The organism is Pedobacter frigidisoli (assembly GCF_004331675.1).
Taxonomy (GTDB): domain Bacteria; phylum Bacteroidota; class Bacteroidia; order Sphingobacteriales; family Sphingobacteriaceae; genus Pedobacter; species Pedobacter frigidisoli.
The window spans coordinates 39,804-56,681 of sequence record NZ_SJSN01000019.1 but is presented as its reverse complement, the minus strand read 5'-3'; the positions used below and the strand labels follow the sequence as shown (position 1 = coordinate 56,681).

The following is a 16,878-nucleotide window of genomic DNA, read 5'->3' as shown; positions in this document are numbered from 1 at the left end:
GAGGAAGTGTGTTAATATGGTCGATAAAACAAAATTTAAGCCAAAAAAATTATAGAATTTAAATTATAGCATTAAGCTCTAAAAATTTTCGATATAATAGAAATTTTTGGAAGTATTTTCTTAAATATGAGAAAAAAGTGATAAAATGGAATAACTTTTAACACTTATCTTTATATTAATGAATTAATAAGGGAATTAACTCACGTAAGTTGGCGATTGATAGTTGAAAAACTTAAATTTATTCAATGCTTCTACCTTATTTTGTACATGAAGCCTCTTGTAGATATTCTTGCAATGGTTTTTAACCGTATTAGCGCTAATAAATAGCTTTTCTGATATCTCTTTATACTGCAGTCCCTTACTTAAAAGTATTAGAACATCAATTTCTCTTTTACTAAGACCAAGCACATCAGCCTTTGGCTCTTGCTTACTTTTATGTAAATGACTTATCACTTTTCGGGCTATAAACGGGCTCATTGGTGAGCCACCATCATGAAGTTCCAAAAGGGCATCGTGAATTTCGGTAGTAGAAGATCCCTTTATAATATAACCGGATGCACCGGCCTTAAGTGCGCTAAATATTTTTTCGTCGTCTTGAAATCCCGTACACATTAAAAACTGCGTGTTTTTTAGGCCGTCCTTAGTTTCTAAAATTAAATCGATACCCGATTTGCTTTTAAGTTTAATGTCTACAATGGCGATATCTGGAGAATCTATTGCCAACTTTTTCATGGCATCTTCTGCAGAAGAATATACCCCTTTAATTACAAAGGATTTATTTTGCTCAATAGCTTTAACTAAATTGTGTCGGTACTGCTCGTGGTCCTCAACGATTGAAATTGAAATCATTTAATCTTTTTTTAGTGACGTGATAGAAAATATTAGTACGTCTCTAAATCAGTTATTGAGAACAAGGCGATAAGACAAAATCGATGGAGCATTAGGATATACCATAATACCCAAAATTTTGGCCATTGCACAAATAACATAAAGATAGAGACTATATACTAGTAAACCACTGGGACGCTACAAATCTAGATATAAAGAAAATAATATGTAGTTTTACCCTTGTCCTATGATATTGTAAGATTTTAATCGCTAAATGCCGACAAGAATTTAATCATAAAAATCTACAAGAAAAAACAAAAAAGGATAAATAATGTAGTATTAATTTTACAAAATTTAAGTTTTTTGATGAACAAACTGTGTTTAACCATATTCCACTTAGTGTTTTCCGAAGCTGGGCATATTAACTTTTTTTCGAACTTAGGGGCCATAAATGTAGCGGTTTGTGCCATTGTTGCAATCAGTTTTGGGGCCATCCTTTACATTAACAAAAAAAATCTTTCCACTTATAAAGACAAATTAAATTTTCAGAACGAGTTTATCAAAAGCGAAAGAGAACGTATCAGCGGCGAGATTCATGATGAGATTGGCTCAGGGCTTACGGCATTAAAGTTGTACACCGAGCTTGCAAGCAGAACCAGACCAGATGTTGAGGAAATGCAAAAAATAAGGGGCATGGTAAATGAGGTCTCAGAAAAGATAAACGAAATTATTTGGAGCACAAATGCGCAGAGCGATGAGCTTGAGGACCTTTTATATTACATTGAAGGGCAAATTAGAAAACTTTTTGAGCTTACTACAATCTCCTTTAGTTCCGAACTGCCTGAATTAATTCCCAATTACGTAATCAACAGTCAAAGCCGTAAGGAATGTTACCTACTGGTTAAGGAAATAGCACACAATATACTCAAGCATGCAGCCGCAACAAAGGTTAAATTAACCATTGATATTGATAACGACAATCTTTTAATCAGTATCAAGGATGACGGCATTGGCTTCGATCCGGATAAAAGCGAGGGGTTGGGAAAAGGTCTACATAATATAAGGCAACGTACAGATCGCCTGAAAGGAACATTAATTATTGAGAGTTATAAGGGCACATTGGTAAACATCAAAATTCCCTTAAAGGTAAACCTTATGGTTCGCATGAGTTAACGAATTCACAAACTTTGATTAAGAATCAGGTCGCTTTACCATCCTATTCAGCATTAAATTTTTAACCTGCCTTTCACGAATAATGCGAAAAGTAATATTTTTATAATGATGCTGTTATTCTCTTCGCTTTTAAAACAAAAATACCTTACTTTGTATCTTGTTTTTTACTCAATTAATTAATGCAAGTTAAAGCTGGCCCCCTATTATCTAACATCAACTATCCTGCTGATTTAAAGCAATATAACGAAGATGATTTAGAGCAAATAAGCAAAGAGTTACGTCAATACATAATTGATGTAGTGAGCGTAAATGGCGGCCACTTCGGCGCAAGCTTGGGCGTTGTAGAGCTAACTGTTGCCTTACATTATGCATTAAATACCCCTTATGATAAATTAGTGTGGGATGTTGGTCATCAAGCCTACGGACATAAGATCTTAACCGGACGTAGGGAATTGTTTCACACCAACCGCGTTTATAAGGGAATTAGTGGCTTTCCAAAAATTACAGAAAGCGAGTATGATACCTTTGGCGTAGGCCACTCCTCTACCTCTATTTCTGCTGCATTGGGTATGGCTGTAGCCTCTCAACTAAAAGGCGAGGTAAATAGGCAACATGTGGCGGTAATTGGCGATGGTGCAATGACAGCCGGACTAGCCTTTGAGGGCTTAAACCATGCAGGCATTGAAAACAGTAATGTTCTCGTAATACTGAACGATAATTGTATGTCTATCGACCCAAATGTTGGTGCATTAAAAGAGTATTTAACCAGCATTACCATTTCAAAATCGTACAACCGTTTTCGTGATGATATTTCCAGTGTATTGGCTAGCCTTTCTAAATTAGGCCCAAATGCGCATAAATATGTTAAGAAGATTGAGAAAAGCATAAAGGGGACACTCCTTAAACAAAGTAACCTATTCGAGGCATTAAACTTTAGGTATTTCGGTCCGGTTGATGGCCATGATGTTAAACGTTTAGCACAAACCATAAAAGATTTATCGGCCATTCCAGGCCCTAAACTATTGCATTGCATTACGGTAAAAGGTAAGGGTTTTGCATTGGCAGAAAAAGATCAAACCAAGTGGCATGCGCCTGGTCTTTTTGATAAGATTACTGGAGAAATTAAAAAAAGTATTCCCGATAAACCGCAGCCACCAAAATACCAAGATGTTTTCGGGCATACCATGGTCGAATTGGCTGAGGCAAATGATAAAATTGTGGGCATAACTCCTGCAATGCCTTCAGGGTCATCCTTAAACATCATGATGAAAGCTATGCCAACACGTGCTTTAGATGTGGGTATTGCTGAACAACATGCCGTAACATTTTCGGCTGGTTTGGCTACTCAAGGATTGGTACCTTTCTGCAACATTTATTCTAGCTTTATGCAAAGGGCTTACGATCAGGTTATCCACGATGTGGCCATTCAAAAGTTAAATGTTGTTTTTTGTTTAGATCGGGCTGGTTTAGCAGGTGCTGATGGTGCAACCCATCATGGTGCCTACGATATTGCGTACATGCGCTGTATTCCGAATCTGGTGATCTCTTCACCAATGAATGAGGAAGAATTGCGTAACCTGATGTTTACCGCCCAGCAGGAAAACATAGGGCCTTTCGTGATTCGCTATCCTCGTGGCAACGGTGTAATGGCCGATTGGAAAAGACCTTTTAAGGCTTTAGAGATTGGCAAGGGCCGAAAAATTTGCGATGGAGAGGATGTAGCCATTCTAACGATTGGCCATGTAGGCAACTTTGCTGTTGAATCCCGTTCAGAATTGAATAGCGAAGGCATTTACCCTGCACATTATGATCTTCGTTTTGTTAAGCCCCTAGATGAAGAATTACTACATGAGGTTTTCTCCAAGTATAAATATATCCTAACTGTTGAGGATGGATCGCTGCAAGGTGGAGTAGGTTCTGCAATATTAGAGTTTATGGCAGATCATGGTTATACGGCTAATGTAATTCGCTTAGGTATTCCCGATCAATTTATTGAGCATGGCGAACAGGCAGAACTTTGGGCTGAATGTGGTTATGATAAACAATCGATTATTGAGGCGGTAAGAAAGGTAGCGGTTAAGCGGGTAACCAACACAATGGTTGGCTAAGATTTATATTTATTTTAATCCATCAAAAATGCCACGGTAAGCAGCCTTGCGGTGGTAATCGGCATTAAAGGGCAATGGCCAATCGGGCCTTTTAAAAAATACGGGAACCCAACTGTCTTTATCGGTTACATTCCAAGTGGTGATACCAAACTGTTGTGCCTTTGGAATTGCATTATAAAGTTTAACAATGGCCTTGTATTTAGAGGCTTGCATCTCATCCAAACTAGGTGAAAAAGTAAGCGTAGCATCAAAATTAGGGTTAAGCGCTACATCAAGTTCAGAAATGTGAACTTTTAGTCCGGTTTCTGCAGCCGTAGAAATGGCTAGGGAAATATCGAAATCAGATTGGGTATATTTGGTATGCATTTGTAAACCAATGCCATTAATGGGTACACCTCTAGATTTGAGTTCGTTCACCAACGCCAATATTGCATTTCTTTTCAAGCCTTTGTACTCATATCCGTATTCCTGCCCATAATCATTGTAAAACAATAAGGCAACAGGATCTGCCTCGTGTGCATACTGGAAAGCCCTTGCAATATAGTCTGTACCAAGTTTTTGTACCCATATCGAATTTCTATAACGACCATCATCCTCAAAAGCCTCATTCACAACATCCCAAGAAGTTACCTTACCCTTATAATGCTTGACAATGGTTTGGATATGTGTTTTCAAAAGATTTTCCCAAGCATTCTTATCCCCGTCGAAATTTTTAAGCCAGTCTGGTGCATCCTGGTACCAGTTTAAGGTATGGCCATGTACACGAATGCAATTGGCTTGCGCAAAGGCTACAATTTCATCTCCATCTGTCCAATTATACGTATTTTCCAATGGATGGATGATCCCAAACTTCATTGCGTTTTCGGTAGATATACTTTTAAATTCACGAATGATTAAGGCTTTATATCGTGGATCAGTTCGGAGTAATTCTGCGCTTATTGCTGCACCAAATGGGAAAGGAAGTTGTTTCAAAGAGCTATCAGCAGTAGTCGTTGCAACTTCCCCATCGGAGATTCCTTTTGTACAAGCCAAAAATACAAAGAGAACAAAAACTATGGATAATGAATAAAATTTCATCTTGCTGGTGTTTTATTTAAGCATGTTCCTTAACAAAATCAAACATTCGGTTATACTTTTCTACTACACTTTCACTAGAAAATTCGGTTGCCACAAAGCTGGCTAACCTGTCTTTTAAGGCTGAATATTCTTCATCGCTTCGCATAATGGCATTTTCCAATACGGCGTAAAGCCCATTTACATCCGAGCCATCAAATAAATATCCAGAAACGTCTTCTGCAATAAACTCTCTAAAACCCTCCAAATCTGTTGCGATTATGGGCACATTATAATGGTACGCAATAGACATCGGGCCGCTTTGCGTTACATCCCGATAAGGTAGAACCAAATAGTTTGCCCTTGTAAAATATTCAGGAATCTCCTTATTCTCAATAAAACCAATGTGTGTTTCGAGCACTTCTGGGTGTTCGATCAAGGGCTCATAAACCTCATTCCAATCGTTGGATCTTCCAGCTATGATCAGCTTAAAATTCGAACGTTTTTCTGCTAATCGGTTTACGCATTTCATTAGGTTATCTAACCCTTTGTAAGGCAAGATATTGCCAAAGAACAAGAAACAAACTTGTTTGGTAGGTTCTATGAGTGGTTTTTCTCCGAAATCCTTTAACGTCATTGGGATAGAGAAGATATTTTTTTTAGGATACATATCCCTTAACAGATTGTTCTGTACATTGGAAAAAGTTTGCAGAAACCTAAACTTCTTAAACAGCAGGTGTTTCGCAAAATTTGCAAAAAAAGCATTCTTTGTGCCACTGTGATTCTCTACATCATGAAAGCCTACAATGGTGCTTTTCGCACTGCGTAAAAAGAACATCATCGTATTTAGGTACAGTTCATTAAAATCTAGCGTGTATAGTAAATCTGCCTTGCTTTTTTTTATCGATCTTAAAACCTTATAAAAGGTAATGAGGTTCCTGGGGTTTCGGTGCCTGTATTTTAAGTTTATTGGTACAAATTCGATATTGTATCTTCCACAAAGGTCTTCCAGTTCCTCAATGGTATAATTGCTATCTAATTTTGAGAAAATTACTCCATAAATTATTTTGTGCTCCTTGGCCAAGTGCTTTAGTAAATTAATATCAACATCACTAAAAAAGGTTGTGGAGAGAAAATAAATTGTCATACTCGTTAATTATGTTTTGTTATTCTTTATGGGGCTTCTTGTTACCTTGCCTCTAAATTGTACAGTTCCAAAAGCTGCCCATTAATGGCAACGGCATCAAAATTCTCCTTAATCTTCAGCATATTCTTTTCCGAAATAATCCGCATTTGATCAGGGTTGTGTGCAATATATTTGATCCGACTCGCCAAGGCATCAACATCTCCAGGCTTAATCAAAAACCCATTGACATCCTCATAAACAAGATCGGGAATGCCGCCAACAGGTGTACTTAGCACTACCTTGCCCGCCGCCATGGCTTCTAACAAAGCAACCGGCAAACCCTCATTATAAGATGGCAGCACAACAGTATCTGATTTTGATAAAGCTTCTAACTTCATTTTTTCGTCAATCCATCCCAATACATCGATGTATTTGCCCAAGTTTTTATCAGAGATGATTTCCTTAACCTTATCAATTTCACCATCGCCAGCAAAAACAAAGCTTAGGTTTTCACATTCTATATCCTTTGAAAGTTTATCTATCGCGTTGATTAAATCGTAAGTTCCCTTTCGTTCTCCCAGCCTGCCTAAAAACAAAAAGCTGGAAATATTTTTGGGAACGGTTACGCAGGTATTAAAAAGTTCGCAATTAACGGCATTAAAGAGTACCACTACATTTTCGAGCTTCATGTTCTCATAGAAGAAATCTTGCCAATATTTGGAGAGTACAATAACACGGGTAGCACTTTTTAGGGTTTTGCTAATGATGCCTTGAATAAACTTATTAGAGTTTAGGTAAAAAGAATCAAAATCTGCACCATGAATATGAATAAATACGGGGATTTTCCTCAACTTACAAACAAAGGTAAATATGGCTTTTCGGTAAAAGCTGGCATCGCAGGCGGTGTGTACATGAACTAAACTAACGCTCTTGGTAAACATTAACTTAATTAAACATTTAAAAAAGAACTGAAGCTTTTCCCCTGCCGATCCCTCAACATGAGAAGTTAAAAGTGTAAGTTCGAATCCGCGAAAATCATCCGCCCTATCCATAAATCCCTTAAGTACAGATGCCATTCCTCCTTTTGTTCTTGAAATGCTGGGTCCAATTATGACTACTTTTTTCAAAATCCTATGGTTTAAATTTAAATATCAAATTAACTATCACTAATATTTTAAACTACACAGCAGCCAGCTCGCTTAACTTGTGGATGCTTTGTTTCTTTCGTTTTAAGAACGGCTTTTCGATATAATTCCACGATACGGCTGCCAATGAGTAACTAATCACAAGAATTAGAAAAACACCAAATGGATTATTAAACTGTTTGGTTTCCATAAATATGCCCAATACCAATCCATGATAAATGTAAACGCCGTAAGAAATATCGTTCCCTTTTAGCAACTTATTCGAAAGATTTGGGAAAGTATAGGCCATTGATATGGTTGTAAGGCCTAATAGGAGAAACTTGAACAGGTAGGCAGAAGAATCTGTTGGAAAGAAATAACATACAACCAAATACAAACCAACCCATACAATGCCCTTACCAACAAATAAGCTAAGTTTATAGATTTTTAAGCGTTGTAATAACACCCCAAAAAGAAAGAGGTAGATATTAGGTATAAAGGTATAACGAAGTACTTTTTCCAAAGTGGTTTCTGCCGCTGTACCCACGGGCGAATAATTAATCTTGATGTAATAGGATAAAAAACAAAAGAATAAAAAAAGTACTGCAATGAGGACGGTTTTACTGCGCTCACTTTTGGCTAATTTGGATATAACATAGTAAATGATGGGTAAACAAATGTAAAATTGAAGTTCCAGGGGAATTGTCCACAAACTGCCGTTATATGAGCCAAAGCCAAAGCCACTTAAAAAGTTTGGAGTATAAATTAAGCCTACGCACTGCGCCAACAACCAAGGGAAAAACTCCCGGTTAAAAAAACTAATATCAGAAAATATAGGAATGGCAATTACCGTAACAATTAAACAAACCCAAAGCCCTGGAAAGATCCTGATTGCCCTATTCTTTGCATATTCAGGTAAGTTTTTATTTCTTTCTAACGAGGCGGAAATTAAGAACCCACTCATTACAAAAAACATGTTTACCCCAGGGAAACAAGACATTACCTTAAAGAAGACAGGAAAGTTGATATTTAGCCTTAGAAATGAATGCAAGAGTAATACTTCAGTCGCCGCAAAAAGCCTTAATAGATCAAAATTGTTGAGTTTAAATGCTGTGTTCATAAACCATGATAGCGTTAAAAGGCCTCCATCTTTTGGAGAGAAAGAGACAACGCTAAAATGCCATTATAAGCGCTACTTAGCAATAGCCCTATAAGGCTACGCTAAACATGCCTACCATTACTTTCATGTTCATCTTGTGATTTATCTTCTTCGCCGCGGCAGGATTTCCGACAGCGATACAGTCCTCATCTACATCCTTAACCACCACTGCACCACTTCCAATCTTAACATTATCGTTAATGGTTATTGCCCCAATAATGCACACATTGCTTCCTACATCAACATTATTCCCCAGAATAGGAGCCCTGCCGCTTGTTCCATCTGCATTTTGCTTCACGCCAATGGTGGTACAATGCCGTATGGTACAGTTATCGCCGATTACTACATCATTATTCATAATCACCAGTTGCCCGTGGTAAAGCGAAAAGTTTTTACCAATAGTAACCGTCCATGGAATTTCGAGGGTAAATATCCATTGAATAAAAACCTTATAAAAAATTAGATACGGAATGCCGAGAATATAATAAGATCGGTTTCGTGCAAAAAAATTTGCAATCCGAAATAACATCAGAAATATTTTCCCTTTCAGGTTCTGTTTATTGGCTTTCCAATCCTGAAAGATAAATCTAAAAAAACCCATACTTAATTTGTTATATTGTAGATTATCATTCAGTTAACTAGGTGGTTTGCGACTAAAATATATATTTGTAAATAGTCGAAATATTATAAATAAATATGCTTGGTAAATTATTACTCTAGCCCAACGCCAGCAGGAAACTCCTCTTCCTTGTTTAAGCCGTAACTTTTAATATCCTTTAAGAGCGTGAGTATTAATGGTGGCATGCTTAACGCTAAAAACAAGATAAATACTGCAGTAGGGTTAAATTTGCTAAGCCCATAGTGGTAACCAAATACGAGCAATCCTATCAATAAATAAAAACTTAAGGTACTCAAAACGGTACTAACCTTCAACCTAACCAGCATGTAACTCTGAGAGATGTGGAAGATCAAAAACGATCCAAATATAGAGTAATTGATTACAGATAACGATTTATAGAAGTAAAGGCCGATCATACAGCCCAACAAATTAATGATTAGCGCCAGAAAGTTAAGGTACATATCTACCTTTTCCATTTTCATGGCCACAATTAAATTGGCCTGTAAAAGAATGGTTGGGAAAATTAATAAGGTGAGGTACATTTCCTTAAGACAGTCGGCTGCAAATTGAAATTTATTTCCGAATATGATAAAGATGATCTCACTTGCATACGATTGAACAATGGCATAAGATACCGCACCAAAAACGGTATAAACCAAAAAAGTAAGCTTATAGAACTTTCTGATCTTTTTCATGTCTTTCTTAACGAAAAACTGAACAAATTTTGGATACACCGTAGTTGATGCCACCACCACCACCATGGTAAAAATGGAAAATATCTTATAGCAAACCTCATAGTTTGCAATATCGGCTGGCGATAATGTTTTGGAGATGATCAGCGTAGCACTTCGCCAAAAAAGAATGGAGGAGCCTACAATTAGTATAAACTTCCAATTCTGAAATACATTCTTATTAAGGTCATCCCAAGTGATTTTAAATCGCAAAAGTTTCATCAGGTTTACCGACCCGCTAGAACCCATGGTGATGAAAATATTTACCGTAACTAACCTAACGGCAACTAAAAGCAGCGACACTACAATGAGCGAAAATGGGGAAAGGTATAATAACCCTGCGATTAATAGTCTTAAAAAACCATCCAAAGCCATAATTAAGGCAGATTTCTTTTGCTCGAACTGCGCAATATTTAAGTGTTTGATAGCATAAATAATGTTATCGAATATAATATTCGTACCCAATATAATGGCCAGCAATCGAATCTGATCCTCACTGTAAAGTAGGTAGGCGAAAAAAATGTTTGCGATATAGAAAACCACACCCATAATAATCTGGATTTTTAGAAACCTGTAGATCAACTCCGATCGACCCTTCTCCGTGTGCTCATATTCCCGAATAAACCAATGCCCAAGGCCCATTGATGATATGCCTACCAACAGTTGGTAAATGGTATTGGAAACTAAAAAATTTGCAAAATCGACTATGTTGTAATTTCTAGAAAGAATGATGAAGAAAAGACTGAGAAAAACCGTTTGAAAGAAAGTAGCCACAAGACCCCATAAGCTATTTCTAATAAAACTCGAACTGTTAACCTTATTTACATAGGATTTAAACTTCATATTCTTCCTTTCTATTGCTTTCTACGATGAGCATACTTAACAAAGAGACGACTACGATCATGATCCTTCGATCGCCTAAAGAATAAATGGGCACAAATGTTAAAAGCCAACCCAAAATTCCGGCGATAAATAAGAATATGATCACGTTACGATTGTTGAAAATGTAATTCCTTATTCCACTGAACACAGGAATAAGAAAAAACAAGGCAATAATGGTTGCGCCCAAAACACCCATTTCTGATAAGATCATTAATGGGCCGCTTTCTGGCTGATCAAAGAATATAATCTCGTTATCTGGATCCTTGTAATAGTTATTGGAAAAGGAAACGGCATATTTTTCATAGTTCCCCAAGCCGATGCCCAACATAGGTTTATCTGCCCAGTATTTGTAGGCCTCTTCCCAAAGCGCTGCCCTAAAAAGGTAATCGTCATCAATATTTTTTGCCCGGTTAAACACCAAAAGCGAATCAGAGAAAAAAGCGATAACCAAAACGCCAGCTAAGGAAAGGGATAAAAAAATTACTCGATACTTCGTGCCCAATACAAAGAATAAGATTACCATTCCGGCACATAAGCCAATTAACGCAGTTCGTCCGCCAGTTTGAAGTATCCCAAAAAGGATAAGGGCAAAAAACAGATAATTAACCAATTCAGGTCGCTTATCGTTTTTATAGTTCACCAGAAAAAGAAAGCTCAGCATCATTAAATACTGCCCATATTTCTGTGGATCGTGGAAAAAGCTTGGATATCGATTTGCACCATACAAGGTAGTATTGATATTCAGTGCTGGATAGAAATTAAACTTTAAGCCAATAACAAGCTGCACAACCAAGAAGCCAATAGAAATTAGTGCGCCAACCTTTAAGCTTTTAATAACCTCTTTTTGAAAACCATCATCTGCCGTACATTCTGTTATCAAAGATTTTGCATAAATAAAAATGGGCAAAATAGAAATGATGGCCATTAGCGACTGCCGAATGAAAAGGGCATTTAAGGCACTAAAGAAAACTGCTGCAATTAAGCAACAGAAAAGAACGTAATACACATTGTAGGCATTTTTTATCTTTACCAATACCACATCCCTAAACATAATGAAGAGACTGATGTAGGTGATGATATCAAAAATCCTTAGCCTCCCATATTCTACTGGCGTTACCGGCAAATCCATGAAAGGGATAACATACAATACAAAAAGCAGGTAATCTTTCCTTGTTGCTCCACGCTTAACGAGGTACGCAAAAAAAGAAAATAAGGTAATTAAGGAAAGTATGTGTTCAATCTTCATGTTTAAATTTGCGGGTCGTTTGTATTAAAAAGCCAGTGATTAAAACGACTTCGCATTAAAACCTGCTTTTAAAATCCTGAAAAATCGACAATACACCAGCTCCTTTTTCCGTGTTGTAATAGTTGTTGCTATAATCGTAACCATAGCCATACTTAGCCTTGTTAATACCGTTAAAGAGAATGTGTAATTCTGGTAATTGCTTTTCTTCGGCGAGGGTGCTGATAAAACTTAATTCAGATTTTCCGGTGAAACCCTGTCTAATCACATACAAAGTAATGTCGGTTACACGGCCTAATATCATCGCATCGGGCACCAAATGTGCTGGCGCCGTATCGATGATAATATCATCATACATTAACTTCAATTGATCGATAAGGTCTTTCAGTTCCTCTTTCTCCAGCATTTCTGCGGGGCTTTTAACTTCGGTACCACAGGTAATCACATCCAGATTGGTGTTGGTTCCAGAGGTTTTGATAATATTCTTTAGTGGTACATTGCCCGTTAAAAAATCGGTAATACCTATGCTTTGCTTATCGATGGAAAATATATCCGCAATTTTTGGCTTACGTAAATCAAGCTCCAGCACAACGGTTTTCTTGCCAATATGCGCAAGTGATAAGGCCAAGTTAGCACTGATGAAACTTTTTCCTTCGCCCCCAATACTCGAGGTTACCATTGTTACTCTGCCTTTTTTCTGTTCTGCAAACAAATAATGTAATTTGGTTCTCAATGCCCGAAACTGTTCCGTGGTAGAGTTGATATCAAAATCGTTTATGGCAATGGCATTTTTCGATCTGTAATAAGGGATCTCACCAATCACAGGTACATTAACCTCATCTTTAATTTGCTTTATAGTGGTAATCTTATTCTTTAAAACATCACGCCCGTAAATTAATCCGGTAGGCAAAGCAAGGCCGATAAATAAGGCCAAGGCAAATGCAATTGGTTTTTGAGGAAATTTTGCCTGATTGGCATAAGCCTGATCAACAATGCGATCATCAGTTAAGGTAGCCGCATATTTCAAGGAAACTTCCTCTTTCTTTTGAAGCAGATAGTTATACGAACTTTCCTTTATGGCCTGTTGCCTTTTAATGCTAATGAATTGGCGTTCATCTACAGGAACATTTTTGATCGATGATTCGAAACGTGAATTGAAGGTTTGTAGTTTCGAGCGGGTAATCAATAAGGCAGATTTAATATTCTCCACAATTTCCTTTATGGCCATTTTTGTGCTGGAGATCTGTCTGTTAATGGCCTCAAAATCTGGATTGGTTTCAGGCGTTGTGGCCAGTAGTTTCTCTCTTTGTAGTTGTAAAACCGAAAGCTTTTCAATAGAACTGCTCAACGCAGCATCGGTTATGCCAGATGTTGCAGGCGCCTTACCCTGGTTTTGAGGCGAATTTACATACCTTTCTACGCCCTCAATAACGTTTAACTGAATGTTTACTTCCATCAGTTTTAGGTCATTAGCCTGCATATTCTCTAGGCTAATCTTCGAATCAGAACTTAAATCAGTTAAACCGCGTGTACTCTTAAAATCCTCAATTCCTTTCTCTGCATTGGTTAAATCACCAGTAAGCGAAGCCAAACGCCTATCTAAGAAATCGAGCGTAGATTTCGTTTCCCTATTTTTCTCTACAGCCTCAGCAAGGTTATAGTGGTAAATTAAACGATTCAATACATCCTTTCCACGTTCGGCATTTGTATCATTTAGCGAAAGATCGATAGCGGCGGCCAGCTTATTTGGCAAAATAACATTAATGCCTTTTTGGTATTGTATTGCCACCTGATCGGGATCCATCACCTTAATCTTAATCGTACTGTTAATATACTGGTTAAGATTGTTCGTAGCATCCAATCGCCATTCACCAAGTTCGGTGGTGTAGTTTTTGGAAAAACCCATCTCTTTCAGCTCACCACTAGGCATTTTTAAAAGAAAGGTTTTATCGTTCTTGATTACAATATCCAAACCTTCTGGCGCATAGTTACCCGATGCACCTAACAAGTTGAAATTAACCGGACTAGCCTTATAAAGATCAGTGCTCGACATAAAACCATTTACTTTTTCATAACCGATCCACAGGCGAAGATCGTTTACCACCTCTTGACTCAACTTTTTCGAACTCAAGATCTCAATCTCATTCTCTACAATCTTTGAAGAGTTGTACATGTCGATCTCGTGTAGTGCTGATTGCTGATCAGGTGCCTTTTTTTGATCCTTGATTAATAAGGTAGCCTTTATCTCGTAAGTCGGCTTGCTTACTTTGGTATAAAAGATTGCGGCCAGAAGCGCCATAGATAAAACAATGAAAAAAAGTGGCCAATGAAAAAGATATTTCGAGAATAAATCTTTCAGGTTAACAAACTCAAGCACTTTTGCTCGAGGTCTGCTTTCTTTATAATGGATAGATTGAGCGATCATAGTTTTTTATCGGTATAAATTGGACAGCACAATTGCGATGATAGATAATCCTGAAAGCACCAGGGTTGCAGTTCTGTAACCCCGATCAACAGTTGCGTATTTTGTTCTGTCGGGCTGTACGTATATCTCATCATTATTCTTTAAATAATAATATGGCGATTCGAAAATCTTCTTTGATTTCAAATCGATGGGAATAAAACTTCTTTTACCGTTTTCTTCCCTAATCAAGGTGATGTTCCTTACCGCAGTGATATTTAAATCGCCCGCCAAGGTTAAGGCCTGGGTAATGGTTGCCCGCTCATTTTGAACCGCGTACACACCAGGGCGCTGTACATCACCAAATATGGCTACCTTGAAATTTAGGATTCTGATATTTACTACAGGATCCTTATAAAAGGTTTCCAGTTTTTTGCTGATCTGCTCCCTTAGCTGAGAGGTAGTTAGGCCTGCGGCTTTCTGGTTGCCCAAAAGTGGAAGATGGATATCGCCTTTTTCATCAACCAAATAACCCGTAACCGGATTCTCCGCAGAGTTATCAAAATTGTTTCCATTCGCCCGGTTCAGGTTGTAATTGAATACCGAACTCGATTCTGGGTTTCTGCTACTTACGTTAATTCCAAGGTTATCACCTGGCTGAACCAGTAATGGAACGTAGTTGCTAATTTGTTCGTTTAAGGGCGTTGTTGGATTTAAATCTTGAAAATAAGGTATCTTTTTATAAGAACCACAAGAGAAAATTAACGTAACGGCGTAAACGGATAGTAGGGTTTGTAAAGTTTTCTTCATATAAATTTGGGACAAATATGTTCGACGCTTTTGATTGCTCAAAGATCATTTTAATGGCAAGCTTCACCAATAGCCCAATGGGGCTACGCATTTAAATAAATTGTTAATAAGTTGATGGTTAGGATATTATAATAGGTATTAAAAGGCGTTGTCTTCACCTTTTAGTGCGTTTCTAACTGTTTTGTAGATGATCTTAATATCTGTAAAAAGCGACCAGTTTTCCATGTACCAAATGTCGTGGTTAACCCTTCCAAGCATTTGTGCCGGTTCTTTAGTTTCACCCCTAAAGCCATTCACCTGAGCCCAACCGGTAATTCCAGGTTTTAGGAAATGACGCACCATGTATTTATTGATGATTTTACTGTACTCCTCTGTATGTTTCAGCATGTGAGGCCTTGGGCCAACTATACTCATGTTGCCTTTCAATACATTAAAAAACTGAGGCAATTCATCAATACTGGTTTTTCTTATAAAGGCGCCAATTCTGGTAATCCGAGGATCACCTTTCGAGGCCTGCTTGTGATGGCTTTGGTCGTTTATCCTCATACTTCTAAACTTATAACAGTAAAAGGGCTTGTTATCGCGACCAGATCTCAGTTGACGAAAAATGGCTGATCCCCTAGATTCTAAACGGATGAGGATCGTCATTAAGGGTACAAACCAAGAAAGAATAAATACAATCACAAAAAGGCTAAAGGCAATGTCGAATGCTCTTTTTACCACCCTATTGCTCAATAAATTAAGGGGTTCTGGTCTGTTGGTTAATATTGGGATGCCATCGTAAAAATTGCTTAGCAAGTAGTTTGCACTGGCGAAATTATCACTATCCTGTAAGTAGCTTGCTGGCGAGGCTACAAATTTTACCCTTACGCAATTGCGTTCTGCAAGTTCGAGCAATTGATCCATTGCCTTGCTATGACCAGGAAACTGAGTAGTATATACTTCATCCAAATGGTTCTCTATTGCATAGCTGATGTCTTTTCTTAACTCATCTACCTGTGTGGTACCAATAGAGGTTGATGGCGTTGGCAGTTCCTGAAAAGAACCTGCAAATTTTACCGAAAGCCTGTTGTTTAAAAAGAACTGCTCCAGTTTTAAGCCAATATCATCACCACCAATAAAAGCAACGTTCTTCTTATAGCCATCCATTTTGATGTAAAAGCGTTCAGAAAGATAAGTAACATACCTTACTATGGTTACCGCAACGAACTCGGTGATGAGTAAATAAAAGAATGATTCATTAAAGGCAATTTTTTGTGAGAAAAGGCTAAAGATGGCGCCTAACATTAAAATCTGGCCGATAAAGGTAAAGGCACTTTTCCTGTAGAGCAATTCCGTAAACTGAACATTGCGGTAGGCATAGGTTTTATTTACCAATGCAGAGGCAAACCAGGTGGCATTTACTAAAATCATCAAGGCGGCGTGTACACCTATGCCACTTCCATTTACAATATCAGCTAAAAAAATAACTCCAAATGCGATGTTAATGGCCAATGCATCAAAGATGATCAGGAACGAGATGAGAATTAGAACGTGGCGACTTTTCATAAGCTTGAGATAACTTAAAAAACATAAATTAGATAATTGACATTTACCGCTTTAATCCTAAAAGCGACAGGGC

Annotated in this window: 13 protein-coding genes; 2 read left to right on the top strand and 11 right to left on the bottom strand. The window is 37.6% G+C overall.

Annotated elements, in window-relative coordinates; translation table 11 throughout:
- Window positions 1–195: 195 nt before the first annotated feature.
- A complete protein-coding gene (locus EZ449_RS19495; protein WP_131562074.1) occupies window positions 196–849 on the bottom strand; it encodes a response regulator transcription factor in 654 nt (217 codons plus the stop codon).
- A 345-nt stretch (window positions 850–1,194) separates the two neighbouring features.
- Between EZ449_RS19495 and EZ449_RS19490 the strand changes: the two genes are divergently transcribed.
- Entirely contained in the window at window positions 1,195–2,001 is an 807-nt protein-coding gene (locus EZ449_RS19490; protein ID WP_131562072.1) for a sensor histidine kinase, read from the top strand.
- Between the two features lie 179 nt (window positions 2,002–2,180).
- Window positions 2,181–4,109: a 1-deoxy-D-xylulose-5-phosphate synthase gene (gene dxs / locus EZ449_RS19485; protein ID WP_131562069.1), complete on the top strand. Its 1,929-nt coding sequence runs from the start codon at window positions 2,181–2,183 to the stop codon at window positions 4,107–4,109.
- A gap of 9 nt (window positions 4,110–4,118) precedes the next feature.
- On the opposite strand, the gene EZ449_RS19480 is transcribed toward dxs, so the two are convergent.
- The 10 genes from EZ449_RS19480 to EZ449_RS19435 form a co-directional block, all read right to left on the bottom strand.
- Window positions 4,119–5,186, bottom strand: coding sequence for an endo-1,4-beta-xylanase (locus EZ449_RS19480; RefSeq protein ID WP_131562067.1), 1,068 nt, complete (start codon window positions 5,184–5,186; stop codon window positions 4,119–4,121).
- Between the two features lie 16 nt (window positions 5,187–5,202).
- Window positions 5,203–6,309, bottom strand: coding sequence for a glycosyltransferase family 4 protein (locus EZ449_RS19475; protein WP_131562065.1), 1,107 nt, complete (start codon window positions 6,307–6,309; stop codon window positions 5,203–5,205).
- 41 nt (window positions 6,310–6,350) lie between these two features.
- Window positions 6,351–7,415: a glycosyltransferase family 4 protein gene (locus EZ449_RS19470; protein ID WP_131562063.1), complete on the bottom strand. Its 1,065-nt coding sequence runs from the start codon at window positions 7,413–7,415 to the stop codon at window positions 6,351–6,353.
- Window positions 7,416–7,467: 52 nt separating this feature from the next.
- On the bottom strand, window positions 7,468–8,532 hold the full coding sequence (locus EZ449_RS19465; protein WP_131562061.1) for an acyltransferase family protein: 1,065 nt from the start codon (window positions 8,530–8,532) through the stop codon (window positions 7,468–7,470).
- An 88-nt stretch (window positions 8,533–8,620) separates the two neighbouring features.
- A complete protein-coding gene (locus tag EZ449_RS19460; RefSeq protein ID WP_131562059.1) occupies window positions 8,621–9,172 on the bottom strand; it encodes a serine O-acetyltransferase in 552 nt (183 codons plus the stop codon).
- Window positions 9,173–9,282: 110 nt separating this feature from the next.
- Window positions 9,283–10,764 carry a lipopolysaccharide biosynthesis protein gene (locus EZ449_RS19455; protein WP_131562057.1) on the bottom strand — a complete coding sequence of 494 codons (1,482 nt, stop codon included), beginning with the start codon at window positions 10,762–10,764 and terminating at the stop codon, window positions 9,283–9,285.
- On the bottom strand, window positions 10,754–12,049 hold the full coding sequence (locus tag EZ449_RS19450; protein ID WP_131562055.1) for an O-antigen ligase family protein: 1,296 nt from the start codon (window positions 12,047–12,049) through the stop codon (window positions 10,754–10,756). Before EZ449_RS19450 ends, EZ449_RS19455 begins: the two co-directional genes overlap by 11 nt.
- Window positions 12,050–12,104: 55 nt before the next feature.
- The gene (locus tag EZ449_RS19445) at window positions 12,105–14,471 is read right to left on the bottom strand and encodes a GumC family protein (RefSeq protein ID WP_131562053.1); all 2,367 of its coding nucleotides are present in this window, start codon (window positions 14,469–14,471) and stop codon (window positions 12,105–12,107) included.
- A 6-nt stretch (window positions 14,472–14,477) separates the two neighbouring features.
- A complete protein-coding gene (locus EZ449_RS19440; RefSeq protein WP_131562051.1) occupies window positions 14,478–15,257 on the bottom strand; it encodes a polysaccharide biosynthesis/export family protein in 780 nt (259 codons plus the stop codon).
- 138 nt (window positions 15,258–15,395) lie between these two features.
- On the bottom strand, window positions 15,396–16,805 hold the full coding sequence (locus tag EZ449_RS19435; protein ID WP_131562049.1) for an exopolysaccharide biosynthesis polyprenyl glycosylphosphotransferase: 1,410 nt from the start codon (window positions 16,803–16,805) through the stop codon (window positions 15,396–15,398).
- Between the last annotated feature and the right edge of the window lie 73 nt (window positions 16,806–16,878).